Source organism: Brevundimonas sp. AVps23W (assembly GCF_058681395.1).
This window is the reverse complement of record NZ_CM178738.1, coordinates 1,172,703-1,196,047: the sequence shown is the minus strand read 5'-3', so window position 1 is coordinate 1,196,047 and position 23,345 is coordinate 1,172,703. Positions and strand designations below refer to the sequence as shown.

General features: G+C 67.7%; 22 protein-coding genes. 5 read left to right on the top strand and 17 right to left on the bottom strand.

Translation table 11 applies throughout. From position 1 onward, the window contains the following. Positions 1–97: 97 nt before the first annotated feature. From ACW177_RS05855 to ACW177_RS05845, 3 genes are all read right to left on the bottom strand, one after another. A complete protein-coding gene (locus ACW177_RS05855; protein WP_492027674.1) occupies positions 98–991 on the bottom strand; it encodes a glycine--tRNA ligase subunit alpha in 894 nt (297 codons plus the stop codon). An 85-nt stretch (positions 992–1,076) separates the two neighbouring features. Continuing rightward, positions 1,077–1,949: a 4-(cytidine 5'-diphospho)-2-C-methyl-D-erythritol kinase gene (locus ACW177_RS05850; RefSeq protein ID WP_492027673.1), complete on the bottom strand. Its 873-nt coding sequence runs from the start codon at positions 1,947–1,949 to the stop codon at positions 1,077–1,079. 354 nt (positions 1,950–2,303) lie between these two features. After that, entirely contained in the window at positions 2,304–4,100 is a 1,797-nt protein-coding gene (locus ACW177_RS05845; RefSeq protein WP_492027672.1) for a M3 family oligoendopeptidase, read from the bottom strand. 103 nt (positions 4,101–4,203) lie between these two features. Between ACW177_RS05845 and ACW177_RS05840 the strand changes: the two genes are divergently transcribed. The 3 genes from ACW177_RS05840 (at position 4,204) to ACW177_RS05830 (ending at position 8,113) form a co-directional block, all read left to right on the top strand. Next, positions 4,204–4,689 carry a DUF1203 domain-containing protein gene (locus ACW177_RS05840; RefSeq protein WP_492027671.1) on the top strand — a complete coding sequence of 162 codons (486 nt, stop codon included), beginning with the start codon at positions 4,204–4,206 and terminating at the stop codon, positions 4,687–4,689. A gap of 76 nt (positions 4,690–4,765) precedes the next feature. Further along, on the top strand, positions 4,766–6,547 hold the full coding sequence (locus ACW177_RS05835; RefSeq protein ID WP_492027670.1) for an FG-GAP repeat domain-containing protein: 1,782 nt from the start codon (positions 4,766–4,768) through the stop codon (positions 6,545–6,547). A gap of 114 nt (positions 6,548–6,661) precedes the next feature. Continuing rightward, the gene (locus tag ACW177_RS05830; protein WP_492027669.1) at positions 6,662–8,113 is read left to right on the top strand and encodes a sigma-54-dependent transcriptional regulator; all 1,452 of its coding nucleotides are present in this window, start codon (positions 6,662–6,664) and stop codon (positions 8,111–8,113) included. A 3-nt stretch (positions 8,114–8,116) separates the two neighbouring features. Here ACW177_RS05830 and ACW177_RS05825 read toward each other — a convergent pair whose 3' ends face one another. The 4 genes from ACW177_RS05825 to ykgO form a co-directional block, all read right to left on the bottom strand. Next, complete coding sequence (locus tag ACW177_RS05825; protein ID WP_492027668.1) at positions 8,117–8,503, bottom strand: GIY-YIG nuclease family protein; 387 nt, start codon at positions 8,501–8,503, stop codon at positions 8,117–8,119. A gap of 56 nt (positions 8,504–8,559) precedes the next feature. Then, on the bottom strand, positions 8,560–8,841 hold the full coding sequence (locus tag ACW177_RS05820; protein ID WP_492028090.1) for a hypothetical protein: 282 nt from the start codon (positions 8,839–8,841) through the stop codon (positions 8,560–8,562). A 228-nt stretch (positions 8,842–9,069) separates the two neighbouring features. Continuing rightward, positions 9,070–9,345, bottom strand: coding sequence for a nucleoid-associated protein GapR (gene gapR / locus ACW177_RS05815; protein WP_271164237.1), 276 nt, complete (start codon positions 9,343–9,345; stop codon positions 9,070–9,072). 159 nt (positions 9,346–9,504) lie between these two features. Beyond that, positions 9,505–9,630 (bottom strand): type B 50S ribosomal protein L36, encoded by a 126-nt coding sequence (gene ykgO, locus ACW177_RS05810; RefSeq protein ID WP_008263184.1) that lies wholly within the window; start codon positions 9,628–9,630, stop codon positions 9,505–9,507. 460 nt (positions 9,631–10,090) lie between these two features. Here ykgO and ACW177_RS05805 point away from each other — a divergent pair, with 460 nt between their 5' ends. After that, positions 10,091–11,368, top strand: a complete 1,278-nt coding sequence (locus ACW177_RS05805; protein ID WP_492027667.1) for a lytic murein transglycosylase — start codon at positions 10,091–10,093, stop codon at positions 11,366–11,368. A gap of 192 nt (positions 11,369–11,560) precedes the next feature. Here the strand turns inward: ACW177_RS05805 and tdh are convergent, their stop codons facing one another. From tdh to ACW177_RS05760, 9 genes are all read right to left on the bottom strand, one after another. Next, a complete protein-coding gene (tdh, locus tag ACW177_RS05800; protein ID WP_492027666.1) occupies positions 11,561–12,613 on the bottom strand; it encodes an L-threonine 3-dehydrogenase in 1,053 nt (350 codons plus the stop codon). Between the two features lie 24 nt (positions 12,614–12,637). After that, a complete protein-coding gene (locus ACW177_RS05795; protein ID WP_492027665.1) occupies positions 12,638–12,925 on the bottom strand; it encodes a barstar family protein in 288 nt (95 codons plus the stop codon). A gap of 11 nt (positions 12,926–12,936) precedes the next feature. Continuing rightward, positions 12,937–14,127, bottom strand: a complete 1,191-nt coding sequence (locus tag ACW177_RS05790) for a glycine C-acetyltransferase (protein ID WP_492027664.1) — start codon at positions 14,125–14,127, stop codon at positions 12,937–12,939. Between the two features lie 42 nt (positions 14,128–14,169). After that, entirely contained in the window at positions 14,170–15,102 is a 933-nt protein-coding gene (locus ACW177_RS05785) for a DUF4232 domain-containing protein (RefSeq protein WP_492027663.1), read from the bottom strand. 82 nt (positions 15,103–15,184) lie between these two features. After that, positions 15,185–16,015, bottom strand: a complete 831-nt coding sequence (locus ACW177_RS05780) for an alpha/beta fold hydrolase (RefSeq protein ID WP_492027662.1) — start codon at positions 16,013–16,015, stop codon at positions 15,185–15,187. Between the two features lie 110 nt (positions 16,016–16,125). Beyond that, positions 16,126–16,548 (bottom strand): methylmalonyl-CoA epimerase, encoded by a 423-nt coding sequence (gene mce, locus ACW177_RS05775; protein WP_492027661.1) that lies wholly within the window; start codon positions 16,546–16,548, stop codon positions 16,126–16,128. Continuing rightward, the gene (gene scpA, locus ACW177_RS05770; RefSeq protein ID WP_492027660.1) at positions 16,545–18,716 is read right to left on the bottom strand and encodes a methylmalonyl-CoA mutase; all 2,172 of its coding nucleotides are present in this window, start codon (positions 18,714–18,716) and stop codon (positions 16,545–16,547) included. The genes mce and scpA overlap by 4 nt, the downstream gene beginning before the upstream one ends. Continuing rightward, entirely contained in the window at positions 18,713–20,092 is a 1,380-nt protein-coding gene (locus tag ACW177_RS05765) for a methylmalonyl-CoA mutase family protein (RefSeq protein WP_492027659.1), read from the bottom strand. Before ACW177_RS05765 ends, scpA begins: the two co-directional genes overlap by 4 nt. Positions 20,093–20,249: 157 nt before the next feature. Continuing rightward, a complete protein-coding gene (locus ACW177_RS05760) occupies positions 20,250–22,229 on the bottom strand; it encodes an acetyl-CoA carboxylase biotin carboxylase subunit (RefSeq protein ID WP_492027658.1) in 1,980 nt (659 codons plus the stop codon). A 35-nt stretch (positions 22,230–22,264) separates the two neighbouring features. On the opposite strand from ACW177_RS05760, the gene ACW177_RS05755 reads away from it, so the two are divergent. Next, on the top strand, positions 22,265–22,624 hold the full coding sequence (locus ACW177_RS05755; protein ID WP_492027657.1) for a GIY-YIG nuclease family protein: 360 nt from the start codon (positions 22,265–22,267) through the stop codon (positions 22,622–22,624). 260 nt (positions 22,625–22,884) lie between these two features. On the opposite strand, the gene ACW177_RS05750 is transcribed toward ACW177_RS05755, so the two are convergent. Further along, positions 22,885–23,205: a low molecular weight protein tyrosine phosphatase family protein gene (locus ACW177_RS05750; protein ID WP_492027656.1), complete on the bottom strand. Its 321-nt coding sequence runs from the start codon at positions 23,203–23,205 to the stop codon at positions 22,885–22,887. Between the last annotated feature and the right edge of the window lie 140 nt (positions 23,206–23,345).

The following is a 23,345-nucleotide window of genomic DNA, read 5'->3' as shown; positions in this document are numbered from 1 at the left end:
TGTCTGGGATTGCGATCAAGGCCGAACCGGGAGTCATCAAGACGCCCAAAGCACTGGGTCCCGGCTTTCGCCGGGATGAGCGGATTGAAAATGCGGGTCATGCCTCGGCCCGCTCCCGTTCCACATAGGCCAGGGCGCAAGCTTTGCAGAGTTCGCGGATGCGGCCGATGTAGCTCTGGCGTTCGGCGACGGCGATGGCGCCGCGGGCGTCCATCAGGTTGAACAGGTGGCTGGCCTTCAGCACCTGGTCATAGGCCGGCAGGACCAGGGGCTGGCCCTGGGGTCCGGTCATGGCCAGAAGTCGCGAGACCTCGGCCACCATATCCTCGAACCGGCGCTTCAGACCGTCGACGTCATAGCCGTGAAAGTTGGCTTCCGACTGCTGACGCTCGTTTTCCAGGAAGACCTCGCCATAGGTCAGGTCCTCCTTGGTGAACTTGAGGTCATAGACGTTGTCCACGCCCTGAACATACATGGCCAGACGCTCCAGCCCGTAGGTCAGCTCGCCCGACACCACGTCCACCTCGATGCCGCCGACGCCCTGGAAATAGGTGAACTGCGTCACCTCCATCCCGTCGCACCACACCTCCCAGCCCAGGCCCCAGGCCCCCACGGTCGGGTTCTCCCAGTCATCCTCGACGAAGCGGATATCGTGCAGCTTCGGATCGATCCCAATCGCCGCCAGCGACCCCAGGTACAGCTCCTGAAGATTGTCCGGGTTCGGTTTTAATATCACCTGGTATTGGTAATAGTGTTGGAGGCGGTTCGGGTTTTCGCCATAGCGGCCGTCGCCGGGGCGGCGGCTGGGCTGGACATAGGCGGCCTTCCACGGCTTGGAGCCGAGCGCGCGCAGGACCGTGGCGGGGTGGAGCGTGCCGGCCCCGACCTCGATGTCATAGGGCTGGAGAATGGCGCAGCCCTGCTCGCCCCAATAGCGGTGCAGGGTCAGGATCAGATCCTGGAAGGCGAGCGGCTCGGTCGAGGTGGTCAAATCGGGCTCGGGAGGGGCTGGAAAAAGGACGGCGGACCATAGGGCCCGGCGCCGCGCGCTTCAACACGCGCTGGGGATTTATGGCTCAGACGGCGGCGAGCCGGGTCGCGGCGACCCAGGCCGTGGGATGGGCGGCGCTGAGGGCCGCAGCAGCGGCTGCGGCGTCTTCACGCGACAGGCACAGTCCAAAGACGGTGGCGCCTGAGCCGGACATCCGCGCCAGGGCGACGCCGGGCGCGGCCGCCACCGCCTGGACCGCATCGGCGATGGCGGGGGTCAGGGCCTCGGCGGGGGGCTGAAGATCGTTGCGGAGCCCCGCCAGCCAGTCGATGACCGCCGCCGGGCTCCAGTCGGCGGGCGGCGCGGGCCGGTCGGCGGCGCGGGGCGGACCGACGTCATAGGCCCGATAAACGGCCCCCGTGGGGGACGGGACGCCCGGATTGAACAGCACGGCCCACAGCGGCGGCAGGCGCGGTTCGTCGGTCAGGACATCGCCCCGGCCCTCGGCCCAGGCGGTGCGCATCCGCAGGCACATGGGGCCGTCGGCGCCGATCGCCCCCGCCACGGCCTCCAGGGCCGCGTCGTCGAGGTCCAGCCCCAGGGCCTGACGCGCCAGTTTCAGCGCCGCCCCGGCGTCGGACGAGCCCCCGCCCAGGCCGGCGGCGATGGGCAGACGCTTGTCCAGCGTGACCTTCAGTGGCGGTTCGCCGGTTCCTGTCGCCCCGCCCAAGGCGCGAAGGGCGCGCAGGATCAGATTGTCAGGCTCGGCCGCCAGGCCTGCGCCGAACGGGCCGGTCACGCTCAGCGACAGGCGCTCCGCCGGTTCGACCATCACCCGGTCGCCGACGTCCGCGAAGGCGACCAGACTGGACAGCGGATGATAACCGTCGGCGTCCACCGGGCCGACGTGCAGGAACAGATTGATCTTGGCCGGAGCCAGGGCCGAAAGCGGGGACATGGAGCAGGTCTTAGCGGCTTGGGTTGGGGTCAAAATATCAAATCCAGGCCCGCCGCACTGCTGTCCGGTTTAGATAACGGACAGGGTGCATCGGGTTGAGTCTACTCGTTTCCTGACACTTGCCGGTGATCGGGACACGAAAGAACCCACGCCACGCGCCATCATAATAGCGTTCTGCACGAACTTCCGAAGCATGCTCCCTAGTCTGAGTTCGACCGCCTTGTGGACGAACATGGCGCGGACGCTCGTGGCGGCTCCGTTTCCAAGGACTCTGAGCGTGAACCGAACATCGGCGCGACAGGCCTAAAAGGACGGAATGGAGCGAGCCCCCCGCACCCCGCACCCTGCTGCAACTCACCCCAGGGCTTCGAACTGATCCACCAGCCGTTCCAGCCGCTTGCAGCCCACGCTCCAGAAGGCCGGATCGCGCGGGTTCAGGCCGAAGGGCTTCAGCGCCTCGACGTAGGTCTTGGCCCCGCCCCCGGCCAGAAGGTCGCGGTACAGGGGGGTGAAGCCCGTCGGATCGGCCCGCCGCGCCTCCATCAGGGCCGCCACCAGCAGGTCGCCGAAGGCGTAGGCGTAGACGTAGAAGGGCGAGTGGACGAAGTGGCTGACATAGGCCCACCAGTGCTCGTAGCCGGGGTTCAGCGTCACCGCCGGCCCCAGCGAGGCGCCCATTTCGGTCAGCCACAGCTCATTGATCCGCTGCTGCGACACCTCGCCCTTCTGCCGCTCGTCGTGGAAGCGGGTCTCGAACCGGTGGAAGGCGATCTGGCGCACCACGGTGTTCAGCCCGTCCTCGATCCGCCCGGCCAGCAGGCCGCGCTGCTCGCGCTTGGGCGCCGTCGCCAGCAGACGGTCGAACGTCAGACCCTCGGCGAAGATGGAGGCGGTCTCGGCCAGGGTCAGGGGCGTATCGGCCAGAAGCGTGCCCTGGTCCGCCGCCAGGGTCTGGTGCACCCCGTGGCCCAGTTCGTGGGCCAGGGTCAGGACGTCGCGCCGCTCACCCATCCAGTTCAGGAAGACATAGGGATGGCGGTCGGCGGTGACCGGGTGGGCATAGGCGCCCGATTGCTTGCCCGGTCGGGCGCGGCCGTCGATCCACGGCTTGTCGAAGAAGCCGGCGGCCCGCTCGGCGAAGTCGCCGCCCAGGTCCGAGAAACTGTCCAGCACGATCTCGCGCCCCTGGCTCCAGGTGAAGGCGCGCGGGGCGGTGGTCTCGATCGGGGCGTTGCGGTCCCAGTGGTCCAGCCGCGCCTTGCCCATGGCCTTGGCCTTCAGCGCATAATAGCGGTGCGACAGCTGCGGATAGGCGGCGGCGACGGCCTCGGCCATGGCGTCCACCGCCTCGCCGTCGACCTCATTGCCCAGGTGACGGCCGTCGGCGGGCCGTTTGAAGCCGCGCCAGCGGTCCTCCATCGCCTTGTCGGCGGCGACGGTGTTCAGCACCAGGGCCAGGGTCGGGGCGCGGGCGGCCAGGGCCTCCGACAGCCCCTCGGCGGCGGCCTTGCGGCGCGCGGGCTTGGGGTCCGACAGCCGGTTCAGGGCCTCGGCCAGGGTCAGGCTTTCATTGCCCGCCTTCGCCCTAAGGGCCGCCAGCTGTTCGTCGAACAGGCGCGGCCATTGGGCCGTGATCGGGCCGCGTTCGGCGATGAAGGTCTCAAGCTCGCTCGACAGTTCGTGCGGCTTCATCGCCCGCACCCGCCGCAGCCAGGGCCGCCAGCGCGCGGCGCCTGCGTGGGCCTGAAGCGCGGCCTCAAGCGCGGCGTCGTCGATCTGGTTGATCTCCAGCGTCAGCCAGACGGTCGGGGTGGCGATGGCGGTGATCTTCTCACGCACATCCGCCTCGAACCCCTGCGCCCCCGCATCGTCGCGCGCCGTCGAGGCCGCCAGGAAGGCGTAGGCGCCCAGGGCCCCCAGCACGTCCGACGCCTGTTCATACAGGCTGATCGCCCGATCCAGCGCGGCGCCCAAGGCAGCTGGATCGCCCCCCTGCCCCGCCAGCCGGCCTTGCAGGCCGTTCATCTCGTCCACCAGGGCGCGGGCCTTGGCCAGATCGGCGGCGATCCGAACGTCGTCGCGCGAACCATAGAGGTCGGTCAGGTCCCATAGCGGGGCGTCGATGTCGGGGGTCTTGAAGGGGGCGTTCATGCCTGCCTTTGTGGGGGCGCGGCGAGGCCGATGCAACGGCCGGAAGCCGCCAGACGGCGCGCGCGGATCATCGCAAGGAGATCGCCTCACCCGGAGATCCCTCATGACCTACCGTATCGAAGCCCTGCCCCTGGCGCCCTTCGCGCCCTATTTCGCCATGTCCGATAAAGAGTTAGCCGCCGTCGGCGCGCGCCGCTGGGTCGCCGACGCCCCCGGTCGCGCCCCCTGCCGGGTCAGTCTGCGCGACGCCGACGCCGGAGAGGCGCTTGTGCTGGTCAATCACGCCCACCTGACCGATCCGACCTCGCCCTATCGCGCCGCCGGGCCGATCTTCGTGCGCGAGTCGGCGGTGGAACAGGCGCCGATCACCGGCCCGGCGCCCGAGATGCTGCGCAAACGGCCGCTGTCGCTGCGCCTCTATGACCGGCGCAACATGATGCTGGAGGGGTTGGTGATCGACGGCGCCGACTTGGACGCGCGGCTGGCCCAGGCGTTCGACCATCCGGCCCTGGACCAGGTCCACATCCATTTCGCCCCGCGCGGCTGCTATCTGGCGCGCGCCTGTCGGGTCGAGACGACGCTTCCCTGAACGCCACCGCTTCGGTTAGATGGCGCGCTCAGGTCGGTCGCCCACTCGGGCTCCGAGCCGAGCGAAGGGGCGCGTCATGACCACCGAAGCGGCGAATATTCTCGGCACGGGCTGGGGCGGGACCACGCCGGACGGCGACCGCCGCCGCATCGCCATCGTGCGACTGACCGTCGGTCTTTTGCAGGGTATCGTCCTGTACCTGCTGCTGCGCGCCACCGAGGGCGACAGCGCCAGCTGGTCGCAACGCCATCCCGACCTGTTCGCCCCATCCCTGCTGACCGCCCTGTTCCTGCCCGCCGTCCTGCTGACCGGCGTCGGCAAGCTGCGGCTCTGGGTCTTTGTCGTCTGGAGCCTGATCGCGGGGGCGGCGCTGGCCTTCCTGGCCTGGCACGACATCGCCCGCCAGGCCGACGGCGCGCGCGAGGCGACCTTCCCCCTGTTCGTCGCCGCCGCGGCGGCCCTGTTCATCGCCCACCATCTAGTCGTGCCGGCGGACCGTGAGCGTCGGCTGGTTGCGCCCTTCGCCGCCTATTTCGACGCCGCCTGGATGGCGGGGGTGCAGGGGGTGCTGTCCGTCGGCTTCGCCGGCGCCTTCTGGCTGTTGCTTCTGCTGGGAGCGGCCCTGTTCAACATCATCGGGCTCAGCTTCCTCAGCGACCTGCTGCAAGAGAGCTGGTTCTCCCTGCCCCTGACCGGCCTGGCCTTCGCCACAGCCGTGCATCTGACCGATGTGCGCGACGGCCTGATCCGGGGCGTACGGACCGTGGCCCTGATGCTGTTGTCCTGGCTTCTGCTGGTGATCACCGTGTTGGTCGGCGGCTTCCTCGCGGCCCTGCCCTTCACCGGTCTGGACGGCCTGTGGCAGACGGGCAGTGCGACCGCCCTGGTCCTGTCGGCGGCGGCGGCCCTGATCGTGCTGATCAACACCGCCTATCAGGACGGCCGCCCCGACCATCGCCCCCCGGTGGTCCTGCGCTACGGCGTCCGGGTCGCCTCGGCCCTGATCGCGCCGCTGATCGGCCTGGCCTTCTGGGGACTGGCGCTGCGGATCGGCCAGCACGGGCTGACGCCGGATCGGATCATCGCCACGGCCTGTGCTGTGATCGGCGCGGTCCATGGTCTGGGTTATCTGTTCGCCGCCGTCCGCCCCGGCCCCTGGATGAAGCCGCTGGAGCCGACCAACATCCTCGCCGCCGTCCTGTCAGTCGCCCTCATCCTGGCCCTGTTCAGCCCCTTGGCCGACCCCGCGCGGCTGTCGGTTGCGGATCAGGTCGCGCGGCTGGAACGCGGGGCGGTTAAGCCTCAGGCCTTCGACTATGAGTTCCTTCGCTTCGACAGCGGCAAGGCGGGGCTCGCGGCGCTGGATCGGCTGATGCGGTCGCCGGATGCGAAGACAGCCGAACTGGCGCGGGCGGCCCGTGTGCGCGTGGATCGGGAGCCCTATCCTGTTCCGGACCAGGCCGCACGTGTGGCGGACATCCGCATCCAGCCCGTCCCCGGCCAAACGACGCCGCCCAGTTTCACCGCCCAGCTGGATCGTCAGGACGCCCTGATGTACGCCTGCACCAGCGATAGACCCTGCCGGCTGCGCAATTTCGATCTGGACGGCGACGGCCGCATGGAGGTTCTGCTGGCGAACTCCAGCGCGATCCTGGCCTTCGCCCAGGACGCCCAGGGACAATGGTCGCAAAGCGGAACCTATGTCGCCGCCTGCGCGCCCCCATCGCCCGATGAACTGGCGAAGGCTTTCGCAGAAACCTTCGCCGTCGCCCCCGCCCGCCTGCCGGATCTGGTCGTGGGCGGTCAGAGACTGCAGGCCCAGCCCAAGATCAGCTGCCCGCCGCCGACGCCCCGTTAACCCCCCGCTCACCACGCCCTCTCACCCGATTTTCACCTCGTCCCCCTAGAAATCGTCCCGAAACGGGCCAGTCCGATCCACGGGCGGCCCCTCGGTGATGACAAGGGACGCCCCATGGCCAAGACCGTTCTGGTGGTCGACGACGATCCGACCCAGCGCCGCCTGTTGCAGGCTGTGCTCGAACGCGACGGTCACGCCGTGGTCCATGCGGCCGGCGGCGGCGAGGCCATCGATCGGATGACGCGCGGCGGCGGGGCCGATGTGATCCTACTGGACATGGTCATGCCCGAGATGTCGGGTCTGGAGTGCCTGGCCGAGCTGCGCAGCGCAGGCTTGACCACCCCGGTCATCGTCCTGACGGCCAACGGCGGCATCGACACCGTGGTCAAGGCCATGCAGGCCGGGGCTCAGGACTTCTTCGTCAAGCCGGTCGGGCCCGAACGCCTGCTGGTCGGGGTGCGCAACGCCCTGAAGCTGGATCAACTGACCGCCGAGGTCGGCCGGCTGACCAAGCGGGCCCAGGGCCGCGCCAGCTTCGACGACATCATCGGCGACAGCGCCCCCATGCGGACGGTCAAGGCCTTCGGCGCCCGCGCGGCCAAGTCCTCCATTCCCGTCCTGATCACCGGCGAGAGCGGCGTCGGCAAGGAGGTCATCGCCCGCGCCCTGCACGGCGCCAGCGACCGGGCCGGCAAGCCCTTCGTCGCCGTCAACTGCGGCGCCCTGCCCGCCAATCTGGCGGAATCCATCCTGTTCGGCCACGAGAAGGGCGCCTTCACCGGCGCCGTCGACAAGACCCTCGGCAAGTTCCGCGAGGCCGACGGCGGCACCCTGTTCCTGGACGAGATCGGCGAACTGCCGCTGGACCTCCAGGTCAAGCTGCTGCGCGCCCTGCAAGAGAGCGAGATCGATCCGGTCGGCGGCAAGCGCCCCGTGAAGATCGACGTCCGCATCGTCTCGGCCACCAATCGCGACCCCGCGCAACAGGTCAAGGACGGCGCCTTCCGCGAGGATCTGTTCTACCGGCTGAACGTCTTCCCGATCGAGGCCCCTTCCTTACGCGACCGCCGCGAGGACATCCCGGCCCTGGTCGATCATTTCATCGCCCGGTTCAACGCCGAGGAAGGCAAGCGGATCATGGGCTGCGCGCCCGAGACCCTGGCCATGCTCCAGGCTTTCGACTGGCCCGGCAATGTGCGCCAGCTCGAAAACGCCGTGTTCCGCGCCATCGTCCTGGCCGACTCGCCCTTCCTTCAGCCCTATGATTTCCCGTCGATCTCGGGCGTCGTGGCGCCGATGCCGGAGGCGGCGACGGCTGCGCCCAGAACCGAGGCTCCGTCCTACGCCGACCTGCCCCCCCTGCCGGAACAGCCGATCCGCATCCTGGACGACCGCGGCCATCTGCGTACCCTGGAAGACATCGAACGCGACCTGATCCAGCACGCCATCGAGGTCTACGCCGGCCACATGAGCGAAATCGCCCGCCGCCTCGGCATCGGCCGCTCCACCCTGTACCGCAAGGTCCGCGAACAAGGGTTGGAGGGGCAGCTGAAAGAGGCGGGGTGAGCGTCAGCCTCCTGATTCCAGCCGCTTCAGAAACGCCTTCACACTCCCCTCGCCGTCATCCTCGGGCTTGACCCGAGGATCGGGCGCCCAGCCGCACAGACTGGGGTAGAGGTCGACCCACTCAGGGTTCGTCCGCTCGATCAATTCGAGCTTCCACACGCGATTCCAACGCTTCAGCGCCTTCTCTTTGTGGATAGCGGCCGTGACCAGCTCGAACTGCTCGTACCAGACCAGCAGACCGCAACCATAGCGACGTGCAAAGCCTTCGAACGCGCCGTTCCGGTGTTGATGGCCGCGTTCATACAGGTTTGAGGTCATGCCGATGTAAAGGACGCCGTGTGGACGGCTGGCCTCGATATAGGTCGCGATGAAAGGTCGGCGCTCACTCATCAACGCTGAGTTGCGGACAACCCGATCCTCGGGTCAAGCCCGAGGATGACGATCTATTAGAGATCTTTTGGCTTCCTGCCCCACCGCCGCTTCGGCTCCTCGCCCTTCGCCTTGGCGGTGATCTCCTTCAGCTTGCGGCCTTGCATGGCCGACAGGGCCTGACCGGGCGCGCCCTTTTCGGGGTCGGCGAAGGCGCGGCCGTGGGTCTTGACCCGTTCGCCGACCGAATCGAGGAACTCACCCTCCCATTCGGACAGAGAAACGCCCGCCTTCTCTGCCGAGCGGCGGGCGCGTTTCAATGCGTTGAGCGCGGCCCGTTTCGCCGCTTCGCGCTGAATCTCAAACGGACTGGGTAGCGGCTTCTTGGGTGCGCTATCGCCCTTAGGGCTGCTTGAGCGCGTCTTCGGTGCGCTATCGCCCTTCGGGCTGCTTGAGCGCGTCTTCGGTGCGCTATCGCCCTTAGGGCTGCTTGAGCGCGTCTTGAATCCGCTACCGCCCTTCGGCCCGCTTGAGCGCGAAAGGCCGCCGCCTGGCTTGAAGGGGGTGCGCTTCAAGCCGGGTCAGCCTCAGATCTCGCCCAGAGCCGACATATAGAGGTCCAGGATGGCGTCCTCTTCCTGGCGCTTGGCCTTGTCCTGCTTGCGGATGCGGATGACCTTGCGCAGGATCTTGACGTCGTAACCCTCGCCCTTGGCCTCGGCGAAGACCTCCTTCATGTCGGTCATGACGGCCTGTTTGTCTTCCTCGAGGCGCTCCAGGCGCTCGATGATGGTGCGCAGCCGGCCCTGGGCCGTCGCGGTGAGAACGTCGGGACCACCGTCGAACGAGGCGTCGTCAGCCATGGGGAATACTCCAGAAATCAGGCGCGGACGCTAACCATGCCGCAAGGCGCGACTCAACCGCGAACACGAAAAAGGCCGCGGACAAAGCCCGCAGCCTGTGGATCGTCAGCAAAACACTGCGTGCGCACGCCGCCAACGCGGCGCGCAAACAGACGCAGCTTAGCCTTGCTTCGCCTTGAAGCGCGGGTCGGTCTTGTTGATGACGAAGACGACGCCCTTGCGACGCACGACCTTGCAGTCGCGGTGACGGGTCTTCAGGGACTTGAGCGAGCTGCGGACCTTCATGGTCGGACGTCCTGAGAGAAGCCAATAAGAAAGCCGCTGATCCGGGCGGATCGCGGCGGAGGCGGTCGTATAGAGAGCGGTCTTTCGAACGTCAACCCGCTACAAGGGAAATGAGCGGAAAAGCCAATCCCTGCCTGCCCGGCGGTCACTTCCCCACCCCGTGCTCAAGTAGCCCAAAGGGCGATAGCACCAAAAAACAGCTGGAGGCCTGACCTCCGAGTCGAACGGAGGGTTTCCGGGGTTGCACCCCCGTTGCGTCGCCACTCCGCCATCAGGCCGTCAGAGGACACTGCGCCGATACGACGCCGTTCGACGGCGCGTCGATCAAATTGAGGGTTAATGACGCCAAAGAGGGAGTCGCACAGCGCCCCTTTCGCCCCACAGGCGCTTTGTAACGCGCAGCTCACATTCGCGCGTATGTCATTTCCCCTATCGGCTCCGGGGCTGTAGTCTGAATCTCATGCGCTTTTCCTATCGTCTGCTCCTGATCGTCTCGGTCGCCGCCTGTGCGCCAATGCTGCCGGAACCGCCCGTCAGCCTGCCGACGCCCCAGCCGCAACCGGCGCCTCAGGCCGTCGTCCCGACGCCGACGCCCCCGGCGCCGCCCCTGGCCGCCTATGACCAGGAAGGGTTCGAAGGCTGGAAACAGGGCTTCCTGGCCCGCAAGGGCGGCGCCCGTCGCGCTGAGTACGAACGCGAACTGGCGGGACTGGCCCCTGACCCCTCGGTGGTGCGGCTGGACCGGAACCAGCCCGAATTCTCCAAGCCGGCCGGCGCCTATGTCCAGAACGCCGTGACCGCCTCGCGAATCGCCCAGGCCAAGCAGCGCATCGACCGCGTGCCGTGGCCGGTGGTTCAGAAGTTCGGCGTGCCGTCCGAAATCCTGGTCGGGGTCTGGGCCCAGGAAAGCGCCTTCGGTCAGGTTCAGGGCGACTATGACGTCATCCGCTCGCTGGCGACCCTGGCCTATGACGGCCGCCGCCGCGACTGGGCCGAGGCCCAGCTGAAGGACGCGCTGGACATCGTCGTCGACGGCCGCCGCGAACGCGCGGGCCTGAAGGGCAGCTGGGCCGGAGCCATGGGCCAGACCCAGTTCATGCCCGACAACTATCTGCGCCTCGGCGTCGATCAGGACGGCGACGGCAAGGTCGATATCTGGACCGACGACGCGGACGCCCTGGCGTCGGCCGCCAATCTGCTGGCCCAGGCCGGCTGGAAGCGCGGCCAGGGCTGGGGCTACGAAGTCGTCCTGCCCGCCGGCTTCAACTACGCCGAGGCCGAAGGGCCCAGGCACAACTGGACCTATTGGGCGGCCAAGGGCGTGCGCCTGGCCCAAGGCGGAACCCCGAACGGCGCCGAGGCGGTCGAGGACGCGACCATCCTGCTGCCCCAGGGCGCCAACGGCCCGGCCTTCCTGGCCCTGCCGAACCATTATGTGATCCGCAGCTACAATAACTCGGTCAGCTACGCCCTGGCCATCGGCCTGACGGCGGACGGGATCATGGGCAAGCCGGGCCTGACCAAGGCCTGGCCCAACGACGCCTCCATGTCCCGCGACCAGAGGATCGGCGCCCAGGCGGCCCTGACGCGGCTGGGTTATGACACCAAGGGGATCGACGGCGTGATCGGCTCCAACACCCGCGCGGCCCTGCGTCGCTGGCAACAGGCCAACGGCCGCATCGCCGACGGCTATCTGACCGCCGCCCTGGCCGACGAACTGATCCGCAAGACGAACTGAGGCTTCGGCTCACCTCCCCGTTCGCGAAGGCGAATGGGGAGGACAGGCGGGAGCGTCAGCGAGCGCCAGGAGGGGGCGACTCGGTGTCTGACGCTGGCGTGGTCATCACCACTGTCGGAGTCGCCCCCTCCTGGTCGCTGCGCGACCGGTCCTCCCCGTTCGCCTTCGCGAACGGGGAGGTGAGGATAAGCCTCAGGCCGCCTTGTCCCAGTTCAGCACCACCTTGCCCGACTGACCCGACTTCATCGCCTCGAAGCCTTCGCGATAGTCGGCATAGTCCAGCCGGTGGGTGATCAGCGGGCTCAGGTCCAGACCCGCCTTCAGCAGGCCCAGCATCTTGCGCCAGGTGGTGAACATCTCGCGGCCGTACACGCCCTTGATCGTCAGGGCCTTCAGGATGATCGCGCCCCAGTCGGTCTCCATCGGCTTGCCGGGGATCCCCAGCATGGCCATGCCGCCGCCCATGATCAGGGTGTCGACGCACTGTTTGAAGGCGATGGGCGAACCCGACATTTCCAGCGCCACGTCGAACCCGACCTTCAGGCCCAGCTCCTTCATGACGTCGTGGATGTCTTCCTTGGTCGTGTTCACGGTGCGCACGCCCGGCGCCACCTTCTGCGCCAGCTCCAGCCGGAAGTCGTTGATGTCGGTCAGGACCACGGTGCGCGCCCCCGCATGACGGGCCACGGCGGCGGCCATCATGCCGATCGGGCCTGCGCCGGTGACCAGGACGTCCTCGCCCAGCAGGTCGAACTGCTGCGCCGTGTGCACCGCATTGCCGAACGGATCCAGGATCGAGCCGATCTCATAGGGCACGTCGTCGGGCAGCTCGATGACATTGAAGGCCGGGGCCACCACGAACTCGGCGAAGGCGCCCTGGCGGTTGACGCCGATGCCGCGCGTCTTGGGGTCCAGGTGGAAATGACCGGCGCGGGCCGCTTCGGAGTTCAGGTCGATGACATGCCCCTCGGCCGAGACGCGCTGGCCGATCTTCAGCGGGCGATCCACATCCTTGCCGACGGCGACGATCTCGCCGGCGAACTCGTGGCCGGTGATCATCGGGGTCGGGACGTTCTTCTGGGACCACTCGTCCCAGTTCCAGATGTGGATGTCGGTGCCGCAGACGGCGGTGCGATGCACCCGGATCAGCACGTCTTCCGGCCCCGCCTCGGGGATCGGCGCGTCGATCAGTTCCAGGCCGATGCCCGGCGCGGTCTTGGCCAGGGCCTTCATTGTTTCGGCCATGATGGCGTCTCCCTCAAGCAGTGTTCAATTCGCCGCGCCCATCAGGTGCAGCGTAAACTTGGTAGCTGTCTCCCGCTCCGCGTCACGTAGCAGGCCGACCAACTTCTCAAAATCATCGCCCATCGCCTCCGCAGAAGCATCGGCGTTGAACCAATTCAGCGTGACCGGACCATCCAGCAAGCCCGTCAGCGTGTCCCAAAGCGCATCAAGATTTCGGCCGAACGATTGGGGCACGCCTTCGATCTGCGCGAACGCTTCGTAGAAGTCTGCGACAGTCCTAATAGTCAGCCCATCCATGTGCGCTTCCACCATGATTTGGGGCCTCAGATAACCCCCAGCTCCCGGCCCGCCTGCGTAAACGCCGCAACCGTCCGGTCGATCTGCTCGAACGAATGCGCCGCCGACATCTGGGTGCGGATCCGGGCCTGGCCACGCGGCACGACCGGGAACGAAAAGCCGATCACATGGACGCCCAGCTCCAGCGCCCGCGCCGCGAAATCCTGCGCCAGCTTGGCGTCGCCCAGCATGACCGGGATGATCGGATGCTCGCCGTCCAGCAGGGTGAAGCCCGCATCGGCCATGGCGTTGCGATAGCGGTGAGCATTGGCCGACAGGCGGGTGCGTAACACGTCGCCCTCCGACCCTTGGGCGATGCGGATCGCCTCCAGCGACGACCCGCACACCGCCGGCGCCAGGGCGTTGGAGAACAGATAGGGCCGCGCCCGCTGTTTCAGCAGTTCGACAACCGACTTCTTGGCGCAGATGAAGCCGCCCATGGCGCCGCCCAGGGCCTTGCCGAAGGTGCCGGTGACGAAATCCACCTCGACCCCGTGATAGGCGAACGAGCCACGCCCCTGCGGACCCAGGAAGCCGGTGGCGTGGCAGTCGTCCACCATGATCAGGGCGTCGTACTTGTCGGCCAGCACCCGGATCTCGTCCAGTTTGGCGATATAGCCGTCCATCGAGAAGGCGCCGTCGGTGGCGATGATGATGTCGCGGGCGCCGGCCTCGCGGGCCTCCTTCAGCCGTGTCTCCAGCTCGTCCATGTCGGAGTTGGCGAAGCGATAGCGTTTGGCCTTGCACAGCCGCACCCCGTCGATGATCGAGGCGTGGTTCAGGCTGTCCGAGACGATGGCGTCATTCTCGCCCAGCAGGGGTTCGAACAGGCCGCCGTTGGCGTCGAAGGCGGCGGCGAACAGGATGGCGTCCTCGAAACCCAGATAGTCGGCGATGGCCGCTTCCAGTTCCTTATGGATCTCCAGGGTGCCGCAGATGAAGCGAACCGAGGCCGTGCCCGCGCCCCATTTCTGCTGCGCGGCGATCCCGGCTTGGGTCACGCGCTCATCGCCCGCCAGGCCCAGATAGTTGTTGGCGCAGAAGTTCAGCACGTCGCGGCCCGCGACCTGAATCACAGGCCCCTGGCGCGAGGCGATGATGCGTTCGGGCTTGGTCAGGCCCTGGGCGTCGATCTCGGTCAGTTCGCCGGCGACGCGGTCATAGAAGCTCTGGGTCATGCGCCGCGACCTACGCCGATTTCGAGCGGGTTTCCACCCGTCTTAAGTGGCCATCTGGGGATCGGCCTCGGCCCGGATCGGGCTGACGCGGACCTTGCCGCCGCAGGGCTGGAAGGCGAAGTCCAGGCTGACCGTCGCCGTGTCGTTCGGCGCCGTGACGCGCAGGGTCGCCGCGCTCGGACAGGTCTTCTGCATCGTCTCGTCCGGCACGACGCTCCACGCCATCTCGAAATAGGCCTTGGACCGGGGCGCCAGTTCGACCGGCGTCGGCGCCTGGCCCTGGCGGAAATAGCTGCCGGGGCTCTGGTCGGCCCGGATCGTGGTCAGGGGCCGCCCCTGCCCGTCCAGCAGGGTCACGCCCGGATAGCCGGTCAGGCTGCACGCCTGGGCGCCGATGTTCTGGAAGCTGAAGTTGCGCACCCGATTGCCCGCGCCGGCGTCGCCACCCTCCGCCGCCAGCTTCAGCTGCGGCCCCTTGCACGGCGTGGACGCAGGCAGGACGCCGCCCGGCGCCGGTGTGGTCGTCTGTCCCGGCAAGGCTTGAGGAACCGGCGCCACAGTCGCCACCGGCCGCGCGCATTGTTCCAGCACAGCCACCCCGACCTCCTCGTTGGGACCAAGCCGGCTCAGGGTCGCCTTCTCCTGGCCGTCGCGCGGCGCAGTCCACCATTCGACGCCCGAGCCGACATAGCGGGCGCCGCTGGCGGCCTGGACTGAGCGCAGATCATAGGTCTGACCCTTGTACGCCAGCTGCGCCGTCGCCGTGTCGGGATACCGCGCCTCTACCATCGCCCCGCTCTCACAGGCGTAGCCGACAGCCGGAGCAGTGGACGCAGGCGCCGGCTGGGGCTCGACCGGAGCCGTCGGCTGCTCCGGCTCGGCCTGCTGACACGCGGAGACCCACGTCAGGGCGGCGATGGCGACGAAAGCGGTCAGGCGGCGCATCATGGTCAGGTCTTCCGTTCGGGTGATCAACGGTCAAGCTGACGAAAGGCTCCCGACCGCGCAAGTCGGCCGCGCCTCCGGGTGGAGACGCGGCCGGTCCTGGATCGTTAAATCAGCCGCGCAGGAAGGCCAGCAGATCGGCGCTCAGCTGATCCTTGTGCGTATCGGTCAGGCCATGCGGCGCGCCCGGATAGACCTTCAGTTCGGCGTGGGGGACCAGTTCCTTCGACGCGCGGCCGGCGCGGTCGATCGGCACCACCTGGTCATCGTCGCCGTGGACGATCAGGGTCGGGCGGTCGAACTTCTTCAGGTCTTCGTTGAAGTCGGTCTCCGAGAAGGCCTTTATCGAGTCATAGGTGTTCTTGAACCCGGCCATCATGCCCTGAGCCCAGAAGCTCTGGATCATGCCTTGCGACACCTTGGCGCCGGGGCGATTGAACCCGAAGAAGGGACCCGAGGCGAGGTCGAGATACAGTTGCGACCGGTCGGCGACGCTGCCGGCGCGGATGCCGTCGAACACCGCCATCGGCAGGCCGTCGGGATTGGCCTCGGTCTGCAGCATCAGCGGCGGCACCGCCGAGATCAGGCCCAGTTTGGCGACCCGGCCCGTGCCGTGGCGGCCGACATAGCGGGCGATCTCGCCCCCGCCGGTCGAGAAGCCGAACAGCGAGACGGCCTTCAGGTCCAGATATTCGATCAGCTGCGCCAGATCGTCGGCGTAGTGGTCCATGTCGTTGCCGCCCCACACCTGGGTCGAGCGACCGTGGCCGCGACGGTCATGGGTGATCACCCGATAGCCGTTGGAGGCCAGGAAGAAGGCCTGGTTGTCCCAGCTGTCCGAGTTCAGCGGCCAGCCGTGGCTCAGGATGACGACCGGGCCGTCCTTGGGCCCCCAGTCCTTGAAGAAGATGTCGACGCCGTCAGTGGTGGTGAAGGTGGTCATGGGCCTGCTCCGCTCTGATCTCTGGAACGGGCCAACCCCGTTCGACACAGGCAGAGTGACACCAGTAGCGAAGATCAGAAATAGAAACGATTGAAACTCATCGTTGCCGATCAGTGACCGTTCTTCGGCGTCTCCATCAGCTCGATCAGCACCCCGCCCATGTCGCGCGGGTGCAGAAAGACGACCGGCGTCCCGTGCGCACCGATGCGCGGCTCGCCCGTGCCCAGGATGGTGACGCCCTTGGCCCGCATCTCGGCGACGGCGGCGTGAATGTCGGTGACCTCGAAACAGACGTGGTGCTGGCCGCCCTTGGGGTTCTTGGCCAGAAAGCCGACGATGGGGCTGGTGTCGTCATAGGGTTCGATCAGCTCGATCTGGGCCGTTGGGGTGTCGATGAAACAGACCTTCACCCCCTGTGCGGGCAGGTCGAACGGCTCGCCGATCTTCGTTGCGCCCAGAATGTCGCGATACAGTTTGATCGAGTCCGCGATGGAGGGCGTGGCGACCCCGACATGGTTCAGGGCGCCGATCATGGCTTGTCCTTTGCGGGCGCGGGCTGGGCGTAACCCAGCCGCTGGTTCAGCTTCTCGATCAGGTCCACCGCCGTATCGGCGATGGCCGAACCGGGCGGATAGACGGCGGCGGCGCCCATATCGAGCAGGGGCTGGACGTCGGACGGCGGGATCACCCCCCCGACCACGATCATGATGTCAGGCCGACCCAGCCGTTCCAGCTCGGCCTTCAGTTCCGGCACCAGCGTCAGGTGCCCCGCGGCCAGAGACGAAGCGCCCACCGCATGGACCCCCTTGTCCACCGCATCGCGCGCAGCCTCGGCCGGGGTCTGGAACAGGGCGCCGGCGGTGACGTCGAAGCCCAGGTCGCCGTAGCCTGTGGCGACCACCTTCTGGCCCCGATCGTGCCCGTCCTGGCCCAGTTTGGCGATCAGGATGCGCGGCGGCCCGCCGTCATTCTCGACGAAGGTCGCCACCATCTCGCGGGCGCGGGCGAAGCGAGCGTCAGACCCCGCCTCCCTGGCATAGACGCCCGACACGGTCTGGACCGTCGCCACATGGCGGCCGAAGGCGGCCTCCAGCGCGTCCGAAATCTCCCCCACCGTCGCCTTGGCCCGCGCCGCCTGCACCGCCAGCTCGAGCAGATTGGCGCTGCCCCGCGCGCCCTCGGTCAGGGCCGCCAACGCCGCATCGGTCGCCGCCTGGTCCCGCTCGGCCCTCAGCCGTTTCAGCTTGTCGATCTGGGCCGCCAGCACCGCCGCATTATCAACCTTCAGCATCGGAATATCGTCGACGACGGGGTTCAGATATTTGTTCACCCCCACCACCGTCTGCTGGCCGGTGTCGATCCGGGCCTGGGTCTTGGCGGCCGATTCCTCGATCCTCAACTTGGGGATGCCCGCCTCGATGGCCTTGGCCATGCCCCCCAGGGCCTCGACCTCGGCCATGTGGGCGCGGGCCCGTTCGGCCAGTTCGTGCGTCAGCCGCTCGACATAGAAGCTGCCGCCCCACGGATCGATGACCCGCGTCAGCCCCGTCTCCGACTGCAGCAGGATCTGAGTGTTGCGCGCGATCCGGGCCGAGAAGTCGGTCGGCAGGGCCAGGGCCTCGTCCAGCGCATTGGTGTGCAGGCTCTGCGTCTGCCCGCCCGCCGCCGCCATGGCCTCGACCATGGTGCGCGGCACATTGTTGAACACGTCCTGCGCCGCCAGGCTCCAGCCCGACGTCTGGCAGTGGGCGCGCAGGGACAGGGACTTGGGATCGACCCCGCCCTCTTTCCGCACCGCCTCGGCCCACAGCAGGCGGGCCGCCCGCATCTTGGCCACCTCCATGAAATAGTTCATGCCGATGGCCCAGAAGAAGCTCAGCCGCGGCGCGAACCGATCAATGGCCATGCCCGCTGCTGTGCCCGCCCGCAGATATTCGATCCCGTCCGCCAGCGTATAGGCCAGCTCGATATCCGCCGAGGCCCCCGCCTCCTGCATGTGATAGCCGCTGATGGAGATCGAATTGAACTTCGGCGTCTCCTGCGCCGTCCAGGCGAAGATGTCGGCGATGATCCGCATCGAGGGCTCGGGCGGATAGATGTAGGTGTTGCGAACCATGAACTCCTTCAGAATATCGTTCTGAATGGTCCCGGTCAGGGCCGCGTGGGGCACGCCCTGTTCTTCCGCCGCGACGACATAGAGGGCCAGGATCGGCAGCACCGCCCCGTTCATCGTCATCGACACCGACATCTGGTCCAGCGGGATCCCGTCGAACAGGGTCCGCATGTCATAGATGCTGTCGATGGCCACGCCGGCCATGCCGACGTCGCCCTTCACCCGCGGGTGGTCGCTGTCATAGCCCCGGTGCGTCGCCAGATCGAAGGCGATGCTCAGCCCCTTCTGCCCCGCCGCCAGATTGCGACGATAGAAGGCGTTCGACTCCTCGGCGGTCGAGAAACCGGCGTACTGGCGGATGGTCCAGGGATTGCCCGCATACATGGTCGGATAGGGCCCGCGCACGAAGGGCGCGAACCCCGGCAGGCCGTCCTGGTGCCCCAGCCCCTCCAGCGCCTCGGCGCCGTATGCGGTCGCCACCGTCAGCCCCTCGGGCGTCGCCCACGGATCACGCGTCGGTCCGTGCCCGGTCGGCTCGAAGGTCAGGGCGATCTTGCTGAAATCGGGGAAGCTCCCAAAAGCGCTCATTGACCCGCCTCCTCGAACGCCGCCGCAAATCGGATCGGCGTCAGGGGGTCGCACACCCGCTCCACCGCCGCCCCCGCCTCACCGCCCGCCTCGACCGGAGCGGAACGCACGTCTGCGTCCACATATTTCGTCACCCCGATGATCTGGGCCACGCCGTTCTTCAACGCCGCCTCCCTCAGGGCCCGGGCGCGGGCGATGCGCGGCTGGATCACCGACCCCTTCAGGGCTTCGACCAGACCGCCCTCGGCCTCGATCATCTGGAACTCGGCCCAGCCGGCCTCGGCCAGATCCCGCGTCCGGGCGTCCAGATACCAGCTCCCCGCCGCCGGATCGTCGACCCGGCCCAGATTGGCCTCCTCCATCAGCACCAGCTGCGTGTTCCTCGCCTGCCGCCGAGCGAAAGCGTCGGACCGCCCGGTCGCGCGGGTGAAGCCGTCCAGCACCACCACGTCCGCGCCACCCACGGCGCCCGCAAACCCCGCCGCCGTCAGCCGCAGCAGATTGGGCCAGGGATCGCGCGCCGCCAACATCCGCCGCGACGACCGCGCCTCGATCACGGCCGGCGCCTCGACCCCGAAGGCCCGCGTCAACGCCGCCCAGATCAACCGCATGGCCCTGAGTTTGGCCAGGCTGTCGAAATATTCCGCATCGACCGACAGGCCGACCACCGTCCCCGTCAGCGCCGCCTCGACCGACATCCCCGCGTCCACCGCCGCCTTCGCATGGGCCACGACGCTGGCGGCCGCAAAGGCCAGCTCCTGCGCCGCCGATCCGCCCGCCTCGTGCGCTACACGCCCGCTGGCCATGAAGAAGCTCGCGTCGGGATAGGCGCCCGCATGGCGCGCCGCCGTATTGGCCGCCAGGCTCAGATGCTCTTCCACCGAACGCGGCGCCCCGCCCGCCTCGGCGAAGGCCGAGACCGGGTCCATGTGGAATCTCAGCTGGGCGCGCGGCGATCCCTTGGCCACGACCGCCAGGGCGTTGGCCGCATCCGGCCCGTCGATCCCCGCATCCAGCGCCACCGGCGCCAGCTCCAGCGCCACGCCTTCCAGCGCACGGCCCAAGGGCGCGGAATCCGCCAGCACCCGCCCCTTCAGCACCACCGAGGCGGCGCCGTTCTCCAGATCGGTCAGGACGGCGGCGTTGACCGCCTCGGGATCATCCCCCTCGACCAGGGTCCGCAGATCCCAGGCCCGGCCTTCGGAGTCCGACGGACGCGGAGCGAAGATGGGCTGGACGCCGGTGGCCCCGGCATACAGCGGTCGCGTCACCAGCTGGTCCGCGTCGAGGTGCATCAACGCCTCAATCGGCCGGTCCTTCAGCGCCTTCTGGGCCGCCTCGCGCCATTCGAGGGGGGTGGGTGTGGGGAAGGTCATGCGCCCGCCCCCACACACGCCGTCATCCTAGGCCTTGTGCCTAGGATCCATAGACTCGGTCGAGGACGGTGCGCACAGACGGACACCGAGCGTATGGATCCTCGCCACAAGGGCGAGGATGACGACGGAGAGAGTGGCGGCGGACCCACGCTCCGCATCACCCGAACTCCACCAGCACATCATCCGCCGCCACCGGATCCCCGTCCTTGGCCCCCACCGCCTTCACCACCCCGTCGCGCTCCGCCTTCAGGATGTTCTGCATCTTCATCGCCTCGATAATCGCCACCGTCTCGCCGGTCTTGACCTCCTGCCCCACCACCACAGGGATCGACACCACCAGCCCCGGCATCGGCGACAGCACCATCTTCGACGTATCCGCCACCGCCTTCTCCGGCAGGCGCGCATACAGTTCGGCGACATGCGGCCGCAGCACCCGCACCCGCGCCCGCGCCGCGCGGTGGCGGATGTCGAAGCCGTCGGCCACGCGTTTGACCTCGGCGGTGAAGGCCTCGCCGTCCAGCTCGGCCTTGAACTGGGCCAGGCCCGGCCGCCAGTCGATGTCCGACAGGCGGATGTCGCCGCCGCCCGTCAGGGTCAGGATCATCTCCTCGTCCTCGTCATAGGACAGGCCGACGCCGTGCGGAGTCTTGTCGATCATCACGATCCAGTCGGTCCGGTCCGACGGGTCGCCGTCCTGTTCGGCGATGACCTCGTGCATGGCCAGGGCCGAGGCGATCAGGATGCGTTCCTGCTCCACCGTCGGGCGCAGGCCGTGGAAGCCGTCCGGGAATTCGTCCTTGATATAGCTGGTCGACAGTTCGCCCGACTTGAACCGGTCCTGGTCCATCACCGCCGCCAGGAAGGGCACATTATGCCCCAGGCCCGACAGGTGGGTGTCCTCCAGCGCCCGGGCCATGCCCGTCACCGCGTCCTCGCGCGTCTCGCCCCAGGCGCACAGTTTGGCGATCATCGGGTCGTAGAACATGCTGATCTCGTCGCCCTCGCGGACGCCGGAATCGTTTCGGACCGTATAGTCGCCCTGATCGCCCTCTTCCGGCTGCTCGTAGCGGACCAGCCGCCCGATGGACGGCAGGAAGCCGCGATACGGATCCTCGGCATAGATCCGGCTCTCGATGGCCCAGCCGTTGATCGACAGGTCCTTCTGTTCGAAGGCCAGGGTCTCGCCCCAGGCCGACCGGATCATCTGTTCGACCAGATCGACCCCGGTGATCAGCTCCGTCACCGGATGCTCGACCTGCAGCCGGGTGTTCATCTCCAGGAAGAAGAAGCTCTTGTCCTGACCCGCCACGAACTCGACCGTGCCGGCTGAGTCATAGTTCACCGCCTGAGCCAGGGCCACGGCCTGCGCCCCCATGGCGGCGCGGGTGGCCTCGTCCAGCAGGGGCGAGGGCGCCTCCTCGATGACCTTCTGGTTGCGGCGCTGGATCGAACATTCGCGCTCGAACAGATGGACCACATGGCCGTGCTTGTCGCCCAGCACCTGGATCTCGATGTGGCGCGGGTCGATGATGAACTTTTCCAGGAAGACCCGGTCGTCGCCAAAGGCGTTCAGCGCCTCGGCCTTCACCGCCGCAAACCCCTCGGCCATGTCGGCGTCCGAATGGGCCACGCGGATGCCCTTGCCGCCGCCGCCGGCGCTGGCCTTGATCATGATCGGATAGCCGATCTCGTTGGCGATCTTCACCGCCTCCTCCGGCGTCTCGATCAGCCCCATATGCCCCGGCACGGTCGAGACCCCCGCCTCGGCCGCCAGCTTCTTGGAGCTGATCTTGTCGCCCATGGCCTCGATGGCCTCGGGGTTCGGGCCGATAAAGGCGATGCCCTCGTCCCTCAGCCGCCGCGCGAACCCGGCGTTCTCAGACAGGAACCCGAACCCCGGATGCACGGCCTGCGCCCCCGTCTGGCGCACCGCCTCGACGATCTTGTCCGCCAGCAAATAGGACTGCGCCGCCGGCGCCGGCCCGATCAGCACCGCCTCGTCAGCCATCTCGACCGCCAACGACCCGGCGTCCGCCTCCGAATAGACCTGAACGGTCTTAATGCCCATGCGGCGGCAGGTCTTGATGATCCGAACCGCGATCTCGCCCCGGTTGGCGATGAGGATTTTGGAGAACATGGCTATACTTCCTCTGCCAAGCGATGGGGAATGCGATGGTGACGGCGGACAGCCTGATCGGCTGCTACATGATGGCCAATCGGATGCACGGCGTCGTCTATATCGGCGTCAGCAGCCAGTTGATCACGCGTATCGGCCAGCATCGCGCGGGCGTCATTGACGGCTTCACCAAGCGCTACGGCCTGAAACGCCTGGTCTGGTACGAGTTCCACGAGACCATCGTCGGCGCGATCCAGCGCGAAAAAACGCTGAAACACTGGCCGCGCGACTGGAAGGCCAACCTGATCGAGCGGACGAACCCGCACTGGAACGACCTGTTCCCCGGCCTGGTCCGCGCATCGGGGGCGGAGCCTGACCCGGACGCCTATCGAAACTGGACGCCCCCGGAGGAGTAATCCCCCCCTCCAAAAGCCGTCATCCTCGGGCTTGTCCCGAGGATCCAGACTCCCGGTCTTCGAAGGAGCGCACCAGCCGATGACGCGGCGCCCGATCATGCTCGACCCGGCGCCGCGCGGCCGACGCCCGTGAGGCCGGTGGTCCACGCTCGATACCGGGAGTCTGGATCCTCGGGACAAGCCCGAGGATGACGACCGGGGGGTGATGGGCGAACGAGCGGGCTCCGACCGCCCCCAACGGGCTATATGATGAAATCCACTCATAGGAACGGCGTCACCTTCGTCTTCAACACCGCCACGAGCTCGGGCTGCATGAAGGCGTAATCATCCGGGATATCGAGGCAGACGACACGCGCATTGCGGAGCTGCGGCTTGAACCGCCGCGCCAGCTTCGCCCGGTGCTGCTTCTCCATCACAAAAATGATGTCCGCCTCCTCGACCATCTCCCCCGTCACCAACTCCTCGGCATCCGGCGCCAACCCCGCCGAAGCCACTTCGACATTCGGCCAATTGGCGAACACCTGTTCAGCTGTGGGGCTGCGCAGCCGATTGCGCGAGCAGATGAAGAGGACGTGTTTCATCAGCGACAGCGGGCCATGGTTTGGCGAGGAGGACGGCCGCCGACGCCGCCCCGGACGCCTATCGAAACCGGCCCCCGCCCGAGGCGTGACCCTCCCCTCCCCCCCGTCATCCTAGGCCTTGTGCCTAGGATCCATAGACT